Source organism: Yoonia sp. GPGPB17 (assembly GCF_037892195.1).
In the GTDB taxonomy this organism is placed as follows: Bacteria; Pseudomonadota; Alphaproteobacteria; order Rhodobacterales; family Rhodobacteraceae; genus Yoonia.
On the sequence record NZ_JATACI010000002.1, the window covers coordinates 1894619 to 1913321 of the forward strand.

Below are 18703 nucleotides of genomic sequence, written 5' to 3' on the forward strand. Positions count from 1 at the left end.
ACCCGACCTTGCGGCAGTTGATGGTTCCCACTGGACACTACTTGGCGATCAGGAATTCGAAGACTCTTTCAAACTCAAGTCTTGATCGCGGGTTTTTTTCTGAAGCTGCAATAGCCTCAGACTCAGAAGGGATATTGAGCGCCTGCTCCGGTTGTAGCAAGTTAGCAAGCCTACGTTCGTAACCTATTGCATAAAGCGCCGTGACCTCGCTGTCATTGAGGTCGTGGTTAGGTATAAACCCAAAGATACCCAGTCGCTTGTCTTCCTTCCAAAGCCCTGACGCTACATCTAGACTTGGAATTTCAAAGAAGTACTCAGGTAAATCATCAACATCATTTTCCAGAATGATTTTTTCTGACCATTCCTTGAATTCATGCCAAGTGATAGCTTTGCCCAAGCAGGTTAATGCGAGAGCAATATCAAAACTATCCGCTTTGCTTAGCCTAAGCCCTTTCATCGTCCGTCCCACATAGCATCTCCCCCAATATGCCGTATTTCTCCGTGAATGTCAGCAGCAACAAGCTGCATCCGTCCAGTATCCTCATGGTGATGCCAAGTAAGACCGGGTATGCGCGCATTGCCTGCTCGAATGGCGGACAGCTGTTCAGAAGTAAAGCGATTGGATAGCCCTTGATCGAGAACGATCTGGGCGTTTAAGCTCTGTGTAGCGGCCCTCATTTGGGCTGTTGAAGAAAGAGTTCGATAATCCGCCGCCGTAAACCTGGTATCAAACAATGCCACATCATCAAAAACTGGGAACCCTCTGGAATTGAATGTGATATTTACTCCAGCACTGGTTTCAACAGCCGAGTTGGCCAATCTAACATTCGGTTTATTGAGTGGAGGGATTGTCGTCGACAAGACGTTGTCGGTGCCATAGCTCTCTTCGAGAGCATTGCGTATCACGCGAGCATCGTAAGGAACATCGATACTACGGGCAAAAGCACCGGTTGCTTCATCAATAAACCCGACAACATCATCACCCACCACGATAGCTGTTTTTCCAGCGACCGCGACGACAGGCATCAGAGTCGATGCCGCAAGCGCATCGCCAGCTGCAGCCTCACCAATTGCAACAGACAACTCAGTTCGACAAATTGGATTAGCTGCGCATTGCGCGATAGCAGCACCACCAAAATATGCGGTTGCAAGAAGAGCACCGCCCGCCGCGCCTCCACCCAACGCGTTTAGGTTTCTTTGCGTAAAATCGACGCCCTTTTGTACGCCATTGATCATTGCTTGCCGATCAACCGCTAAACCAGATTGGAACTCCACCTGTACGTCGTCAAATACATCGCCAAACGCACTGAGATAACCTTCATTTCCAAGAGTTGAATTCGCCTCCATGAAGGTGGCTTGCGCTTCAATATAACGACTACGTGCGGCAAGACACTGGAGTTGTCCCATGCCACCGCACGCAGTCAAGTATTCAGTATCTCTCGCCTGGTCGAGCAGATCCATCAGAGCAATGGTTCCTTGCAATTCGAGAAAAACTTCGTCGGTGCAAGAAATCGTCTCTGCTTGACACTCTTCGAGCTGACGTTTCGCACGCGCCCTAAGCACAGTTTCCTCATGGTTCAAATAATTGTTCTCATGAGCCGAAGCGGCGATTCCAGCCGCGATTCCTGCGCCTTCTGCATCCCCGTCGTTTGCCAACAAGATTGCGGTAGTCCCGAGCAGACGTTGGAGTTCAATTTGCCGATCGCTGCTAAGACCGCTGCCACCCACTACGGGTCCTAGCGCTTCTGCCAATGCGGCAGCCATCGCGCCGTCAGCAAATGAACCGCCTGCAGCTTCTGCAGCCAAACCTCCTGCGACAGCATGTGCGAGCATCTTTGGCAGACTACCTTCGGGCAGGCCATTTGCTTCACCAAAATCGCCGATGCTATGCTGCACCCCAGCAAGGCCAGCCATCGCCATGGCATTGGTCCAGCCAGCGGTAAGGTTGTCGCCGATATCACCACCATTGATAGCGGTCGAAACCGTTGCGTTTACTGATGCACTGATGAGACCGGTTTGCGCCCTGTAGACTGTGTTCTCCATTGCAGTCGCAGTCTTGGGGTCAAAGTCACCGAGACCTGCGGCGTTGGTAAGCTGTGCTGTGAATCCAGCAGAGACCATAGCGGTCGCCAGACTCCGCAGACCATCGCTTGATCCCAATTGCTCCAGCGTAGCGGCCAGATCACCTTGGTTGTTTACAAGCGCCACCGAAGACTGCGTGACAAGATTACTGATGCCTGCTTTGATTGCGGCATTCATCGCAACATTTGTTGCAGCTACGTTGAGGCCAGATGCAACTTGTGTTGCGAGCGTATCGACCAGCCCACCCGCACCGCCGGTTGCGTAGGTTACAATTGCTGTGACAAGCAGCGCACCGGCTTCAGTGAGACCCTGCTGCTCATAGTCCCATTCTTCGACTGTCGCTTGGACAGCGTTCCAATCCACATCCGGATTGGTGCGCATGTCCCCCATCCATTCCAGTCCAGGCTGGGATGAGATTGTGGTCAAAGCTTCATCTAGATTGGCGTGCGCTTCGTATTCGATGATGATGCCTGCACCTGCATCGATGGTGAAGCCGCCGTCAGCATGGATCTCCACCATCTCAATAGTCTCGATGCTTTCGCCCTCATCGCCCTCATTCCACCAGAACAGGTCTTCCTCACGCAAGAAGTCTTGCGAGAACGTGCTGTCGGTTTCCGTGAGAAGCCGGGCTTCACCACCAGCAGTCAGGCGTGTTTCATCGCCACTTTCGAGTGTGGAAGCAGCTATGGTGAGATCACCGGTGTTCGCGGTAATGGTCAGGCCGCCACCAGATGAGATCACTGTGCGCTGCGTCTCGACCTCAGCCTCCTGCTGCCGGATGTTTGTTTCCACCCCAAAGAGACCACCACTGTCGATATTCAGTTTGAGATCGCGCTGATCGACATCTTGCACGGATGTAACATTGACGGCTCCGTCGGCAACGAGCGTGGCATCCCCACCGGCGTTGAGATTGCCGCCTTCGATTGTCAGATCGCCGCCCGTCGCGATGTTCAGGTCACCCCCGGCAGCAATGTTGGCCAGCGTATTTGTGCGGCTATAGGCGTTGTCATATCCGCCGTTGATGGTGTCTTCGCGATTGGTTTCGAGCACAAGTGCGCCAATCTCGATCCCGTCACCCGCGGTGACCGTCAGATTGTCACCCGATGCAAAGTCGCCACCGATTGCGCCAACAACACCAGAGGCGTTGATTTGCAGATTTCCGCCAGCTTCAATACGTGCTGTTTGCTGCGCTCTATCCGTAAAGCCGGAAGGCATATCATCACGAGAGATCAGCGTGTTGTTGAGAACATTCTCTGCGTCAATGGCGACATTGCCACCACCAACAACCTGACCTGACTGATTTGCAAAAAGACTACCTACATCAATTGTGATGTCTGCATTGGCAAACAGGCTACCACCCTCGTTGGAGAAGGCAGTCGTCGTCGTCAAGTCCAGATTTGTTGCGCTCGAGATAATCCCTGAGTTCGCAATTGCGCCAGCCAATATTGTGGTTTGGCCGCCAACAATGCGCGCACTGTTGAGGTCCACATTGGCGAGCGTTGCCTGAGACAGATAGAGACGCGGCACGAGGACTTCTTGCCCCTGTACAATTTGTGTCTCGAGCCAAGCAATGTCAGATGTGAGTGCCGCAATTTGGCTAGGTGTCAGCGCCACACCAACCGTCAGGTTCAATGCTTGCTGCGCATCAATCGCATTATCGTAGAGGGCCTGCATCTGAGTAAGGTCATCAAGCGAGCCCGCGAGGTAGCGACCGCCCGTCAGCGCAAAGATTTGCTCCCGGATAAGCCGGGTTTCGACATAAGCATCGCCAAACCGGCGCATTGTTTCATCGGGGTTAAATCCACCAACCTGAGACAGAAAGTAGTCGGATCCAAGATACTGACTGGCGTCGATGAACTCTGCGCGCGTTTCGACAAGATACGGCGCATTCGGATCGGATGCGGGATCGAAGAGTGCACCACGATCCAGGACAGTATCAATGCTCAACGTCAGATCAGAAAGTGTATCGCCGCCCAATGCCGTGACATCTGCTGCCGCTAAAGCACGGTCACCTGACGTCAGTCCGATTTGATCGGCACCATCACGTACGGCGTCGTTATCAAGATAGCCGCTGATCAGCGCCGTCAACGCGCCGCCTGCTTCAATCGTGGCAAACTCAGCATCAACTGTTGCGGTTGTTTGGCTGGTTTGCGTCGTGTTCCACCGACGTGTATCCCAGTCGATGCAGAAACCGAAGATACGCGTGTCGCAATACCGCTGCTCATAATATGTTGTCGCCCGAACATCGGTCGTTTCAATCAGATCCCGGCCAGTATTTGTGACCGTCCCAGCAAGAATTGTGACGTTTCTGTTTGCGGCGATTTGACTGTAATCGTTCGTGACGGTCGTCGCATCAAGCGTGATTGATGATCCTGCCAGCATTTGCGCAGGCGCGCTACTGTGGACCGCTTCTTCAACCGTCGTCGTTGTGGTTGTTTGCGTCGCGGAGGTCGTGTCACCCCGGCCTGGGTTCGGAGGATTATTTGAGCCGGTTACAACTGATGTGGAAGATGTTGTGATTGTCGGAGCGGGTCTTTCGTTTGTGATATCCGCAGCAGTGATCGTGAGATTGCCTGCGACAGATTCGATTGTGCCCGATACATTGTTCACACTTCCGGCGCGTGGCCCCGTCAGGCCTACGATTGCAATGTCAGCCTCTGCGAGAACATCTGCGTTGGTGTTCGTGAAGTTGCCGTCCAAACGATAGTTCGAAGACGTGCCAGAGTAGAGCAATCCAGTGTTTGTGATGTCTCCTGTCACATCAACAGAGAGAGCGCCTGATGCGGCACCAATGGCACCGCCATTGTTGAGTGAAGCACCATTTAAGTTGACGACACTGCCACCATTGATCAAACCATCCGCTTGGTTCGTGATTGCACCAGACGCACCATTATTCAGACCGGTGATTGTGATAGCACCCTGCGCCACCATGTCGCCAGAATTGATCACCGGGCCGCCCACAGTCAGATCTAATGCAGAAACACCAACAAGCGTTCCTGTGTTTGTCACAGATTGATCAGAAGCAATCGAGAGTGCACCTGTTTGCGATGCAGCCAAACCAGCATTGTCGACCGCATTTGCATTGAGTTGGGATGCCGCGCTGACGACTTGACCCGTTGCCGCATTTGTTATCGTCATACCCGCTGTGAGGGACGCCACCGTCTGAGATAGAACATCACCGGCGTTGGTGATGCTTGTTTCTGCCGTGAGATTAGCACCCGCATCACCGGCCACGCGTCCCTCATTGACGACCGACCCGACAGTTGCGCGGAGATTGGCGGTACCTTGCGTGTTCAGGGTGGCATTTGCTGAGATGCTGTCTGCCGTCACATCAAGGCCACTGACTGACGCAAAATCACCCCCTGAGATTGCTACATCGCCAGAATTGGAAATGGTCAACACATCACCAGCACGGATTTGCCCATTTGTCGCCGTGAGCGTACCGGTTGTGATGTCCACATCACCTAGAGATCGAACGGTGTCTGCGGTTGCTGCATTCTCACGAGAAAGGTCAACCGTTGCGGCTTCAAGCGCAATTCTCGCGCCTGCAACCAAAGTACCTTCTCCGGCGTCAATTGCTGTCCCCGAAAGCGTAAGAGAACCGGACGTCGTTTGCGCGCCGGAAGATGTCACACCAGCAGCAACGATTGCGCCAGTCTCAAGGCTAATATTACTTCCAACGAGCGCGACATCAGATTGCGAGGCGACAAGGGTATTTTCGGCAATCTCGACTGCCGTCAGGCCTTGAAGCGTGATAGCTTCGTCAGAAAAAATCGTTCGCTCTGCGCGGACGGTTGAAGACTGAGATGTCGCGCGTAGAGGCCCGCGTGCCTGAACCTGACCCATCACCAATCGGCCATCAGCCGTGAGGGTCATCTCACCTGCATTCGCGGCCATTTGACCTTGCATGTTCACACCAGAACCAGCTTCCGTCGCCAGAATGCTGATCCGGCCCGCATACATCCCGCCAAGCAAAGAACTGTCGATGGCAATCCCGGGTGCATTGCCATCGCTGCCGCGTGACGTCGCTGACCGGCTGCCATAGTCAAAGTCGTTCTGACCCGCGATGAGGCTCAAGTCGCCCCCGGCTGCGACTGGGCCTTGCAGAGAGATGCGACGGGAGACGATATCGAAGATCGTTGTCGCACGCGCATCAGCTCCGTTGGTGCCGATCAAGACATCGCCGCCTGTGACCGCAAATCCGGACAACGCCCCTGTCGCACCAATCTCGGCCAAACCAGTCGTGAGCGTCACGCGCGGCGTATTGATGAACCCGCACCCATCACAGGTAATGCCGTTTGGATTGGCCACGATGACATCTGCGGACGCACCGTGAACTTCCAATGCACCTTCCAAGACAGAACGTGTCGTACCGCTGACCTCATTGAGGATCACTGTGGCATGACCACTTGTCGCAAGATTGCCGTTTCCTTGCAGCAACCCCCCAGCTGCGATTGTGCCAGGGACTGGTCTGAGTTGTTGAGGATCGCCCCACCAGGACCAACATTGAATTGCTCATAGGTGTTTTGTGACAATCCAGCGGCGTTGGGTGTAGCGATATCGACAGTCGTCACACCATTGCCTGCTTCGTAAACGACTGTGCCACCACTATCGGCGACGATATTCGCTGTTTGGGCCATGATCGGCTGCGCGGCCACCAGCAAACTCATGAATGCGCTCATGGTATTGCGCGCCAATTTTGTCAGCCCTGTGGGCTGGCTGTACGAACCGTATGTGTAAGTCTTGGAACGCTTTGTCATGATTTCAGTCTCCACGGGGTTCGGCGGGTCATTCTTAAAATGTGATGGTCAGCGATGCCGCAAAGACACCGGTTTCGGGGCCATTTTCTGGCAGGTCAGTCGGTTGGCTCAGGATGTCGGCATAGCTAATGTCAAAGGCGAGGCGGCCACCCTGTGAGCGCAGACCAAAGGCAGCGCCGCTCAAAGTTCCGCCAGCAATGTCAAATGACGGTTGTGGCGCAATCCGCCCCAGATCGAATGCAAAATAAGGGACGAGCTGGCCAAATGTGCGGGCGTAAGCGGGATCAGAAAATGCATTGAGTGGTGCGGCAAACTCATTGCGCAACATCACGCCGCGATTGCCAAACATAAGCGATGACTCTGATCCACGCACGCTGCTGTCTCCACCTAGTGAGATCTGCTCAGAGCCAAACAGCAAATCATCAGACCATTGCGCGGTCAAACGTGCATCATAGTTGACCGGTTGCGTCGCTGCCATGAAGTCACGTGAATACCCCACAGACAAATCGTACTTCGTGAACTGCGCGCGGGGTGAGCCATCGGCTGCCTCACCGTCATCAAGAGCGCCCCAAATGTCCAATCCACGAGATACACTGATTGAACCAGAGCCCTGGCCGCCCCAGACTTGTCGGCTATGGGAGATATCAAAGTCAAAGATGGACAATCGACGGCTCGAGACATCGACCCGGCTGCCCAAGATAAAGCTTTCAGTTTCTTTGGCGGTCAGTGTTCCGGTCAGGGTGGTTTTCGATATTTGGTCGCGATGCAACACGCGTGATGCCGTCAGGCCAGCGGTGCTTGAGTTCCCCGATGTTTCAATTGGCCCAAGTGCACCTTCAATCTCGGACCGGTAAGCGTTGCGATCTCCATCAATTGCAAAAGTCCAATAACCATAAGGAACCTCAAATTTTGCCGTCCACGTGTCACCGTTTGGCCGATCATTGGAAAATGCCAGCGGATGATCGTCCATAGATCTTTGATAGCTGAACGCAATCGTATCATTGAGCCCTAGCAGATCATCAAAACCTAAGCTCAAACGCGTCTGAAATTCGCCGGTAGAGGCGCTGCCCAGATCATTGAAACTGAGTGAGCCATGCCAGGGGCGGCCTGCCTCACGGCTCACCGCCAAAATGGACCCACCTTGTTCAGCGCCAGCCGCGATTTGCATTGTCGCATCAACCGAACGCAATCGGCTTAGCTGATCCAATCCCTGCTCAATATCCCGAAGGTTGACTGGCTCCCCAATCATCGCTGGGAAGGCGGTGGCGCGCTGCCCGCGAAGGCTTTGTTCATCGCGGTTCATGACAATCGCTTCGAGCTTACCTTCGACGACCACAACCTTGAGCGTTCCATCAGACAGGTCTTGCTCGGGCAGGAAAGCGCGTGCAGCTACGTAGCCTGTTTCGACGTAGGCAAATGTGACAGCTTCAAGTACTGAGTTGATTTCTGCCAAACCCAGACATTGGGCCTCAAAAGGAGCGACCAGCTCTTCAATCCGGTTCAACGGGATAAGCGTCACGTCGCGGACATCTACCGTATCAACATCTATGCACGTCTGCCCATCAAGGGTGCGTGCTGGCACAGGCGGTTGGGGACGTACACCCGAGGGCGCTCGCAGCGGGCTCTCAACCTGTTGTTGTGATCTCTCTCGCTCAATTGCCGCTGCCTGAGCAGCAGCATCATCGATTGCTGTTTGTGCGATCACGGATGAACCACAAACCACAAACGTCGCGGCTAGCCCCGTTGCCCTCATTCGCTGACACCTCTTTGGTCAACTGGCAACTCTGCTTGTGACATCGCATCGAAGCCGCGCGTAAAACCGCGTAGCGAAAATACGATCCGTACAACTTGGCCATCCAGCAAACGGAGATATGCGGTGCCCTCAACTTGTCGCTTCATGGTGTCGATAAGCGAAGCATTCCCAGGCACAATGACCCAACAGCCAACTTCGTTACAGTTGCGGTAACGTATGAGCTGCGGCTCTGCGCTACCAAATGAAAGGCCAAAATCCGATGGCAGATGCACATCTTTTGGTGTGAGAATGACAAGCGCCCAGTCAACATCGCTTGCTTGATCAACAGCACGCGACAACGCAATATTCAATACTTCGACCTGCCGACCATCCTGCTCGACCAGTACAGACTGTGACAACTCACAGCCAATGGGTTCACCTAACTCTTGCGTCAGGATGCACCGATACTGCCAATCCTCGAAAGCCTCTGAGAGCACAGTTGGTGCGTTAGTGCTTAAGCAGTATCAGCATCAACTGCGCCTTGAGCTGAAGCGAACGTTGTGAAAAGAAGTCCAGCGGCGATCAGCGCCAACCATCTCACTATCATAAACCGAATCCATACCACCTATGCGTGAGTTCGGTATTAGCCGATTATGGCTAAAATTTGAAATATCTTACAAAGATCAATTGTTCCCTGTTTTTGTGAGATAAGGTTGGGTTTGCGCAGTCTGATAGCGATTTTTCTCTCAAGGCTTTGAAGCGGACGCCAGCGGCCAATAGGAGGCTCTATCTGAATGCGCTCGGGATTATCACCGTACTGTGGCTTGGCATGCGCTCAAAGGCTGATGTTGCATGCTGTGCTGTCGGATCTGTAGCCAACGCCGCTTCTTGCCGCGAGGCAAGAAGCAATATCACTACCCCAATAATCGCAGAAAATTGTGAATAAATCGTTAACGGGGCTGATTTCTTGTCGCACATACGCAAACGTCTTAACGCGGGGGATGCCTTGGTCGTTTGGGACTTGGACCGTGCGTGGCGTTCTGCCAAAGATGCACTGATCGAATTGGACCGGCTTCAAGCCAGTGACGCCGTCTCAACGCTCAAGGAACAAATCCGGTCTGCCGACAAACAGGTCGAAGCACTCCTAACCCGCATCATCGACGCCGCGAATCCAACCTCCATTCAAGCCTATGAAAACAAAATCGCAGCCCTACAACGCAACAAACTCTCCTTGCAAGAACAACTCACACATCGAACCGCTCCTAGCCGCCAACGCGTTCGCCTTCGATCCATGCTTGGGGCGTCGTCTTAACGTCGTGCTCGGCCTTAAAAGCGTTAACTTCAGCACGGGTTCGAAAAAGCCGGTCATCGACATCATATCCCTGACGTTCCAGCAGCCAGCGCGCCTTTTGACCGGATGGGCACAGATGATCTGGTAGAGCCATCCGGTACAGCACAGCTATCTTGCCCACCGCCACTTCGGCCGGGTTTGTATCAATGTCTGCAACGTCGCGTGTGTCTTTGGGCATTGGCTTCTCCGACGATCTACTTGCGTGGGCATTTCTCAATTCTATATACCCCCATAGGGTATATGATCAGGAGTGTGAGCTTTGGTTCCGCACGCACTCGACTTTTTGTCTGCTACCATGCGAAAAGAGAGCCATGCACGAAAACCGCGAAGCTACTTTGAAACGTCTAAAACGCTTGGAAGGACAGGTCCGTGGGATCGCCCGGATGGTCGAAGAGGACCGCTATTGCGTTGACGTCCTAACGCAGATTGCGGCGGTGCGCGCTGCGCTGAAAGGCGTCGAAAAGCTCGTGATCGATGATCATGCGTCGCATTGTATCGAGGATGCACTTGCCTCGGGTGATCGTGAGGACCAGCGGGCGAAGTTCACCGAACTCCTAGAACTGCTCGACAAGGCGCGCGGCTAAGTCGTCAAAGATTTACGGGTGGTGTCGTTACACTTGTGATCGTTGCCGTTGCCAACAGGATCATCACGACGGCCAGCATTTCCATTGAAATACAACGCCGCAGGGCATGGGTTGCGCCGGGCTTCTCAGCACGCAAGGCAGGGACCAGCCTCACCTTATTCCAAGCCGCAAAGCCCAGGAGGACTGCGACAATAGCGACTTTGACCAAAAGGGCCGAGCCGTAGGCCGTTCCAAATAGCGCAGTCACAGAGCCTGAAAGGAGGAAGGCCAGCGTTGTGCCTACAATGATCAGGACGGCCACTCCGATAGCGGCGAGGTTTCCAAAGTGGTGCAACAGATCAGCACCATCAGGGACAAGTGCCGCCCGACGCAATGGCACAAGCGCACCAACCCAGAAAGCAGCGGCTAGAAGATGTAGCACCAGCAGGACTGCGAGTCCTGCTTTGGGCTCCCCAAGAGCGTGGCCTACCTGAGCAAAGGATATCGCCACGGCAACGGTCCCTACCAAAGCGATCCAGTGGCCTATACGGGGGACTAAGATCGCCAGTAACGCAAGTTCGCCTATCCCGCGCCAAATCGCGGCGGTCCCAAGTGGACTTTCCCAAACAAAGCCGAGCATCATTGGGTCGGTCGCGCCCTCAAGGCCCATGCCGGATATCCGTGCCGCACGAATGCCGAAGCGGACGGCTAGGACGACGAGACCGACAAGGGCCGCACCAACAGCGAGCTTCCGTGCCAGCTGGAGGACGGACCCGTCGGCACGCTTTGCGAAGACAAAGGAAAACAGAACGCCCCCCATCGCGACGAGTGCCGCGCCATAGCCAGTTGCTTTGGCCAAGATGGCCAAAACGGCAAGGCTATCGATGGGGGCCAGTCCGGTCACTCAGTGACCGTGAAGGAGAAGCTGCCCTGCATCGGATGACCGTCCGACGCCATACCGCGCCAATCGAAGCGATAGCTTCCGGGCGGAAGCTCTTCCGATGGCAAAGCCCGGAACTCTGTAGCGGGGTCCATACCTGTCTCGCGTTCGATTTCGACATCTCCGTCTGGAGAGGTAAGCGTGACTGATATGATGCGCATCGGATCATCGAACCGCATTGAAAGCTCCGGCACTTCTGTGACTGTCGCACCGTCGGCGGGTGTTGTTGCCTCAGACTTCGAATGGGCAAAGGCAAGACCGGGAGCAACTACAACGGCCAAGCCGAGAAGAGTTTGTTTGATCATCTGAGTATTCCTCTATTCGGACTGGGCGTTCAGTTCGTAGTGGTACTGACGAAGGTCGTCGGGCCAAGTTGACTTGATGAAGGAGAGCACTGCAATGATTTCGTCATCGCTGAGCATGCCACCATAGACAGGCATGCCGGACGGTGGCGCGTTCTCCATCAGACCTGCAAGCCCGTACTTGGTCAGGGTGAAAAGCGTTTCGTCATCATGGTGCCATGTGTGCCCAGTGGCATCATGCGGCGGGGCTGGCAGCAATCCATCCTCGCCACGTATCCGCCAGTTTGGCTGCCCCTCCAAACGCGCACCATGGCAAGCGGCACATTGGTCTGTGTAGATGCTTTGGCCCACGGCGATCACTTCGGCGTCGTCAGGCTTCAAAATACCAACCGCTTGGGAGGGTTGCGCCAGAACAAATGCGGCGGCCAAACCGGCGAGCGCGAGCCCGCCGGTTAGCAAAGCGGCTTTCCGACTTACCATCAGGTGTCGAACGGCTGCGCGGTGCCAGCGCGGTAGTACACCGTGCCGGTGTCAGCCTCTCCACCAAATGCGATGACATCGTAGCGGGCGGACGGGTCGTCGCCCATGCCAGGAGAGCCCATCGGCATGCCCGGAACAGCAAGCCCAGTAATGTCCGGACGGTCCTGCAAAACGGCTTCCAGTGCTTCGAATGGCACATGCCCTTCGAAGACATATCCATCCGCTTCAATGGTGTGACAGGAGGCGAGCTCAAGCGGAATGCCACGCTCTGACTTCTGCGCATCGGGGTCGGTCAGTTCCTCGACGATGACGGCGTAGCCGCGTGCGCGAGCTAGGTCAGCCCAGGCGTGACAGCACCCGCAGCCAGGCGAAGCGAGAACGCGCATAGGTGTGCCAGCAGAAGACTATGAACGGGACGACTTGCCCGATGGCTTTGAGACAGCAAGTAACAGAACTGGTCAACTTCAAGCTCACCAAGTTCCAAACGTAGTCGATCTATTTGGGTACGTGATTGATTAGCAATGCAATTGAGCAGCCGGATAATGGGGCTTGATAGACTAGACGCCTTTGCTCGCAGCAACCCAGGATAACCTAGCGGTCAGTCTTGTAGCAGAAAAAGCTTCGCAACCTTCAGTATGAAGGGATCACTAAGTGCAGTCACATTTGTAGAGTCTTTACCCCATTGCCGAGTGCACCGACACACCATGGATCAAAGTTTCTCCGGCACCCTTTTCAAAGAAGATGTACCTGCCTTGACGGCAAGGGATTACCGGGGTCGCTACATCATAGTAGTCTATGCCTTCCGGAACTCTCAGTACACTAGGAAAGTCGTCTTGCACTAGGTCGGTATAGTCAATTGACTTGCAGATTCTGATTTCTGAACCATGCACCAAAGAGCTTACTGTCAGCGCGACGGTGTAGTTTTCACCTGGTAAACTAAGTCCAAACTCAAACTGCTCATGGTAGAGCGATAGTCCAGTGCCAACAGAACCTATTGTCGCCGTACGGAGTGAATACTCACCTGTGACAAAGAGTTGAGTATCTGTTCGTCCGATGGCTACAGATTTCCCCAAATCAATGTTGTGGCCATACTGTGCGAAGTTGATCGTTCGCGGCACTCCTAACGGAAGTAGTCCGATCTTAAACATCCACGGTGCCCTCGACTACTTCCGCAAAGAACTCAACTACATCAAATTGCGTGGCCACCCTTGGACCATCTTCTTTACCTTGCAAACCGTTTCTTCCAGGTCTCCGAACAGCGCCGTTTTCTGCTGGTGTCTTAGGTACGAAACCGTCTTCTCCAGGATCATTGGTTTTACCTTGCCGTCTACCTGGAACAGTGTTTGAACCGGGATATCCCGGCCCCCCTCCTTTTCCGGCCTTTCCATGGTTTCCGCGGCGCCCATATCCAAAGGGATTGTTGCCGCCTATTCCTGGCTCGCTGATCGCGTCTCCAATCCAAGGCAAACCGGCTGAGCTCTCAACTAAAATAGAAACGTCGCCACCGTCTCCACCGTTGCCGTTTCGACCTGTGGAGCCACCATGACCACCTCGTCCAGCATCACCCCCATCTCCGCCGCGACCCGCGTTACCCGCTCTGTGAAATAGATTGCCTTTCCCTCCATCTCCACCGCGACCACCATTCCGCCCATTTCCGCCATTTCCACCGTGTTGGCCATTGCCGCCGTTCCCACCGTCCGCGCCACTAGACTCGACAACCGCGCTTGACCCAAACGTGAATGATCCAGCAAAGATAGAGATTGAACGACCACTTTCTCCATTCGTCGCGTTGCCACCCGACTTTCCATTTTGACCTGGCAAACCGTCTTTTCCGTCGTCCGCGTCCCCACCATCTGAACCAGTCTTGTCGGACCCATGCAGACCATTTGCTCCATCGTTCTCCCCATGTGGACCGTCAGCCGCTCTACCCTCACGGTCCCTACCATGGTCGCCAGCCTTTGCGCCAAAAGACTTGACCAAGAGCTCTCCAATAACTCTTTGCGCCCGAATTCTCAGATTGATATTTGTTTCCAGTACTGCGCCGCGCTCAAAGGTAAGGTCGTTGTCGACGATCAAGGTAAGCGTACTTTCGCGCAAACTATCACTGAATTGAATCTTTGTTTCTCCAGAGATGGTCAAGTTTTCGAAGCGCTGAACCAATTCATCGGTTCTCAGCGATGACTTTTCAGAAAGGCCCAAGGCCGCAGCACTTGGAGCACTGATATTTTTAAGGCATATTTCAACTAGCTTGCTGGTGCTAATTTCATCTGAAATAAACCTAAAAGGCCCAATCTCAATCATATTCTTTGCTCCAAATTCACCGCAGCGTAGCGCACCACACTATTTGCTAGCTTCATTGTTCAGGCATTTTAGTCAACCCATTCTCTAGCTGCGCAAGTGTTGTGGTCGCGCCAGCGTTTGGAAATCGAGCAGTGAGCAAACCTATTGGTGAACACGGCGTCGGCCGCAATCTCAAATTGCTGCAGTGCAAGTCATCCATGCATGTTTAATTAGCGCGAAACCGGCAATCGCACATTTGCTGGTCTACTTTGAGGCTCATTTTCTCGCAACATGCGCGAGAACCGATGAACACGAGAAGGAGGCGTTGCATGTTCGAGAAGGCCCGACGGCTTGTTCTAAGTGACAGGACTGCGGCGCGAAAGGCGCTCGCCGACGAGATCAGGAAGAACGAACGGGACGAGATCGACGCCGAACTCGACGCCCTGGAGGCCGACGAGCGCGAGCGTCAGGCGGCCGAGGAGGCGGAGGCCCTACGCGCGCAGCGCGCGGCGCAGACGCGCGAGGAACTGAACGCAATCAAGACCAAGCAGTACACGGCGGCACTTTCCTACGACGCCGCACTGGCGGCAGCAAACGACGCCTTCCAGCAACTCGAACTTCTGTCCAGCGAGACCGCACGACTGGAACGTGAGTTGGGCGTCGGCGACGGTCGGCGCCCCGTCATCGCCGGACACGCCAGGTCGGGCGCTCTCGTGGCCGCGGCCTGGCACTCCGCCCGGCCGCTGGCCAAGCGTCTGGGCTTAAGGGCGGTACCCGGCACAGCACGCAACATCCGTCCGCTGGCGACGATTTACCCCGGACCAGAGAGAGATGACGCATGAACACCACTGAATTCGACAAGGCATTGAAGCTGGCAGCGCATCTGATGAACATGCGCGACAATGATCACGTCGAGGTGCATGAGTTGCGCGGGTTTACGGCAGATGATCTGCACGGTGCATTTCAGGAAGCGGATGCCATCGCCAAAGGCACCAAATGCCAAAAGTATCTATTCTCTTTGAGTCTCAGTCCGCCGGAAACAGAGAAGGTCTCTGCCGCAGATTTCGAGAAAGCCATTGCGCAAGCCGAAGATCGGCTCGGCCTGACGGGGCAATCGCGCGCTATTGTCTTTCATGAGAAAGAAGGTCGCCGTCATGCTCATGTAGTTTGGTCACGGATCGACATTGATCAGATGAAAGCCATCAACCTGCCGTTCTATAAGACCCGATTGAACGAGGTCTCAAAAGACTTGTTTCTCGAACATGGTTGGCGATTGCCTGACGGGTATCGTGATCGGGAACAACGTGATCCGCGCAACTTCACACTTGCTGAGTGGCAACAAGCCAAGCGGCAGGGCAAAGATGCGAGAGAGATCAAGCGCACATTCCGAGAAGCATGGGCTGTCTCCGACACCAAGGAGGCCTTTGCCAATGCGCTTGAAGAAAAAGGCTATGTGCTGGCGCGCGGTGATCGACGCGGCTTTGTCGCTGTAGATGTTCACGGCGAAGTTTATGCAATACCGAAATGGATAGGGTTGAAGACAAAACAGGTTAAAGAAAAGCTTGGCGATCCAAAGGTGTTGCGCTCGGTTGAAGAAGCCAAAGACCACATCTCTCAGAAAATGCAGCATGCTTTATCTCGCTGGCAAAAGGACCTGGCTGAGAGAAAACGTGCGCTCAAGGTCAAGCAGGAACAGCAAAGAAATCAGCTTGTCGAAAAACAGCGACAGGCGCATAGCCAGCTGGAAAAGAAACTAGAACAGCGCCGCATCTTCGAAGCCAAACAGCGGCAAGAGCGGTTCCGCACAGGTCTCAAAGGTCTGTGGGATCGTGTTCGCGGCGAGCATCGGCAGATCAGAGAACAAAATGAGAGAGAAGCATGGCAAGCCCATCTGCGCGATCAGAAGATCAAAGATGAGACGATATTCCGTGATCTTGAAGAACGCCGCCATCTCAAACGTGCTCAGTCGGTCGAACGGTCAACCCTCAACGATCAAGCCAGAGATTTGGCGCAGGATCGAGAACGTTTCAACGAACTGCGCCATGACAAAAGTACCCGCCCCCGCGATGGGCCAGGTTTTGTGCGCTGATTAGCTTGCGCTTGCCGCTTTAAGATCAATCTTCCGGGGATGCTTCACTAAGAGCGATAGAAATCGCACACAAAAATTTGCCGTAAGGCTATATTTTCATTATATTATTTTAAAATTTCTAAAGAAAGTAGTGTTATGAGTACAGTAAGTTCAGAGTTCAGAAAATTGATTGATGACGTCGACAACTCCAGAGACCTTGAGCATGGTGAAGCCGAGTCCATGGTACGAGAAACCCTTATGGCCGCTAAGGGCGGTGACTTAAGCAACTTCGTTGGTCCAGAAGGTATTTCCGGCGTGACTATCGAAGATATTTCATCCGCACGTGAGGCCCTTGAAGCACAATTGTAGTTGTCGCTTGCCAGTAGGTGTCGTCAGCTGTGAGAATATTGTTTTGAATCGGTTGACTGCTTCCAACGTTACGGTACGCTCCCCTGAAATGGGAGGAGCATATTGTTTTCAGATTTTCAGCGAGCCAGCAATTCACATTTCAAGCTAGTAACCAGGGATGAACGTTTTTTAAGCATACCAGCCGCATCGGCAACTCCATCTCCAACCTATATTGAACGACTTATCGAAGATTTTCCCGATAGGCGCCCAATCTTCAACTCAATTCTTAAGCAACAGCAAAAGCTTCGATTTGGAACCAAGAACCGCGAGTGGTTCGACTATTACATCTGGCCTACATTTGAGGATATTCGCGCTTCTTACGCCGACATTGTAAACGACCCATATAATGGCAAATTGGAAAAGGAACAGGAAGCCGCATCTCGGTTCCTAAACTTCCCTGTTCTGGAAAACGGAAGGCCAAGCGGGCCAAAATCCATTGATAGATCAGCCAAGCTGGTCAGAAATGCTGTCAATGAAAGCGACGCACTTAATCAGCGGTTGGTGATGTCTGTAGTAGGAAAGGTAGGTAGCGGAAAATCCTGTTTCAGCCGTTTCTTATTTTCTTGTAGAAGGTCATATTTCCTTAAATCGAACATTATTTGCTCAAGAATTGCATTTTCAGAGATTGACAATGAAATTTCCTCCCAGGGTTCTCTACGATATGCATACGGGCGAGTGGTCACTTGTTTGACGCGTGATGTTGCCTTGTCCTACATTGTGGACCAGTCCTTCAGAAAGACCATAGATGCCCTCGCGTTTGAAGATGAAGCTAAGGCAGGTGCCCTTCACGAGTTACGAGCCGTTGCTCACGACCATGCCAGAGCATTCGCAGATGCTTCGCAGGATCTGGTGCTCTGCAATAAAAACTTGTCATTTGACATTGGTAATTTAAGCGAACCAGTAAAGCTGGAAATTCTGTCTGTGGTTCACTCGATCGGTTTTCGGTTCTTGGTCTCACTCGATGGATTTGACCTCATAAATTGCATTGATTTCTATCAGCCATCCAAGCAAAAGGAGCTCTTCGATATCATTGCAGCAATAATTTACAGACGTTCTGGCATTGTCCGGAGCGCGTCAGGTAGTGCTGCTCTAAATACGTTAAATGGTATCCAATTGCATTTTGTCCTGTTTCTTCGGGATACGACCAGCGCTTATTTTGCGCAATTCAATCAAAGTGGCTTCGATCAAATTAATCCACGGTTGCAACTTCTCGCGCCACCAAGCTTTAATTTTCTAGCTGGTGGTGTCCTTGACCGGTTCTTGAAGTCAACCAAGGCCTTCAACAAGGATGAGCGCCGAGGGTTTCAGAAAAACTTTCAGCGGTACAGTGACGAATTAAGTACGGAACTTGAATTCGGAGAAAGCGCAAGCATTCTCAGCACATTTAACTTTAACGCCCGTAAGGCAAAAAGGTTTTTTGGGATTCTGCTTTGCGTAGCACTAGAGGAACGTCTCAGAGCATTTGGTGGCGAAGGCCTCAATACTAAAAACCTGATCAAGCAAGCCTTCTCTGATCGGACTTGGAAATCGATTATTCGTAGGCCGTATAAAATTTGGTAAGCACTAATACGCGAAGGCGAATCCCGAAGAAAATACCTCCAAATATATCAAAGATATTGCTGACAAGTATCGAAACGGAAGTGGGCTTGATGAAGTTCGCCATCTAACGAAAATAGAGAATTTTCTTAGTAGGTTTGACAATATTTTCAACTACTATTTGGATGACCCCTTCAATCC

Annotated in this window: 17 protein-coding genes; 5 read left to right on the forward strand and 12 right to left on the reverse strand. The window is 53.2% G+C overall.

The features are described 5' to 3' along the window. Positions 1-37: 37 nt before the first annotated feature. From QTO30_RS10230 to QTO30_RS10255, 6 genes are all read right to left on the reverse strand, one after another. A complete protein-coding gene (locus QTO30_RS10230; protein ID WP_340424046.1) occupies positions 38-469 on the reverse strand; it encodes a hypothetical protein in 432 nt (143 codons plus the stop codon). Beyond that, positions 454-6522, reverse strand: coding sequence for a two-partner secretion domain-containing protein (locus QTO30_RS10235; protein ID WP_340424047.1), 6069 nt, complete (start codon positions 6520-6522; stop codon positions 454-456). Before QTO30_RS10235 ends, QTO30_RS10230 begins: the two co-directional genes overlap by 16 nt. Continuing rightward, positions 6474-6842 (reverse strand): two-partner secretion domain-containing protein, encoded by a 369-nt coding sequence (locus QTO30_RS10240; RefSeq protein ID WP_340424048.1) that lies wholly within the window; start codon positions 6840-6842, stop codon positions 6474-6476. Before QTO30_RS10240 ends, QTO30_RS10235 begins: the two co-directional genes overlap by 49 nt. A 34-nt stretch (positions 6843-6876) precedes the next feature. Beyond that, on the reverse strand, positions 6877-8595 hold the full coding sequence (locus tag QTO30_RS10245) for a ShlB/FhaC/HecB family hemolysin secretion/activation protein (RefSeq protein WP_340424049.1): 1719 nt from the start codon (positions 8593-8595) through the stop codon (positions 6877-6879). After that, entirely contained in the window at positions 8592-9071 is a 480-nt protein-coding gene (locus QTO30_RS10250) for an invasion associated locus B family protein (RefSeq protein ID WP_340424050.1), read from the reverse strand. The genes QTO30_RS10245 and QTO30_RS10250 overlap by 4 nt, the downstream gene beginning before the upstream one ends. 765 nt (positions 9072-9836) lie before the next feature. Further along, complete coding sequence (locus QTO30_RS10255) at positions 9837-10103, reverse strand: hypothetical protein (protein ID WP_340424051.1); 267 nt, start codon at positions 10101-10103, stop codon at positions 9837-9839. A 133-nt stretch (positions 10104-10236) separates the two neighbouring features. Between QTO30_RS10255 and QTO30_RS10260 the strand changes: the two genes are divergently transcribed. Further along, positions 10237-10509: a metal-sensitive transcriptional regulator gene (locus tag QTO30_RS10260; protein WP_220750648.1), complete on the forward strand. Its 273-nt coding sequence runs from the start codon at positions 10237-10239 to the stop codon at positions 10507-10509. Between the two features lie 4 nt (positions 10510-10513). Here QTO30_RS10260 and QTO30_RS10265 read toward each other — a convergent pair whose 3' ends face one another. From QTO30_RS10265 to QTO30_RS10290, 6 genes are all read right to left on the reverse strand, one after another. After that, positions 10514-11392, reverse strand: coding sequence for a CopD family protein (locus QTO30_RS10265; protein WP_340424052.1), 879 nt, complete (start codon positions 11390-11392; stop codon positions 10514-10516). Then, a complete protein-coding gene (locus tag QTO30_RS10270; protein ID WP_340424053.1) occupies positions 11389-11733 on the reverse strand; it encodes a copper resistance CopC family protein in 345 nt (114 codons plus the stop codon). The genes QTO30_RS10265 and QTO30_RS10270 overlap by 4 nt, the downstream gene beginning before the upstream one ends. 12 nt (positions 11734-11745) lie before the next feature. Continuing rightward, positions 11746-12210 carry a c-type cytochrome gene (locus QTO30_RS10275; RefSeq protein ID WP_340424054.1) on the reverse strand — a complete coding sequence of 155 codons (465 nt, stop codon included), beginning with the start codon at positions 12208-12210 and terminating at the stop codon, positions 11746-11748. Further along, the gene (locus tag QTO30_RS10280) at positions 12210-12596 is read right to left on the reverse strand and encodes a DUF411 domain-containing protein (protein ID WP_340424055.1); all 387 of its coding nucleotides are present in this window, start codon (positions 12594-12596) and stop codon (positions 12210-12212) included. The genes QTO30_RS10275 and QTO30_RS10280 overlap by 1 nt, the downstream gene beginning before the upstream one ends. A 288-nt stretch (positions 12597-12884) precedes the next feature. Then, positions 12885-13358 (reverse strand): hypothetical protein, encoded by a 474-nt coding sequence (locus tag QTO30_RS10285; RefSeq protein ID WP_340424056.1) that lies wholly within the window; start codon positions 13356-13358, stop codon positions 12885-12887. Continuing rightward, a complete protein-coding gene (locus tag QTO30_RS10290; RefSeq protein WP_340424057.1) occupies positions 13351-14511 on the reverse strand; it encodes a hypothetical protein in 1161 nt (386 codons plus the stop codon). Before QTO30_RS10290 ends, QTO30_RS10285 begins: the two co-directional genes overlap by 8 nt. Before the next feature lie 308 nt (positions 14512-14819). Between QTO30_RS10290 and QTO30_RS10295 the strand changes: the two genes are divergently transcribed. The 4 genes from QTO30_RS10295 (at position 14820) to QTO30_RS10310 (ending at position 18526) form a co-directional block, all read left to right on the forward strand. Next, entirely contained in the window at positions 14820-15332 is a 513-nt protein-coding gene (locus QTO30_RS10295; RefSeq protein WP_340424058.1) for a hypothetical protein, read from the forward strand. A 50-nt stretch (positions 15333-15382) separates the two neighbouring features. After that, positions 15383-16579: a relaxase/mobilization nuclease domain-containing protein gene (locus tag QTO30_RS10300; RefSeq protein ID WP_445327186.1), complete on the forward strand. Its 1197-nt coding sequence runs from the start codon at positions 15383-15385 to the stop codon at positions 16577-16579. 135 nt (positions 16580-16714) lie between these two features. Then, positions 16715-16927, forward strand: a complete 213-nt coding sequence (locus tag QTO30_RS10305; protein WP_340424060.1) for a hypothetical protein — start codon at positions 16715-16717, stop codon at positions 16925-16927. Positions 16928-17029: 102 nt separating this feature from the next. Continuing rightward, entirely contained in the window at positions 17030-18526 is a 1497-nt protein-coding gene (locus tag QTO30_RS10310; RefSeq protein ID WP_340424061.1) for a hypothetical protein, read from the forward strand. The last annotated feature ends 177 nt before the right edge of the window (positions 18527-18703 follow it).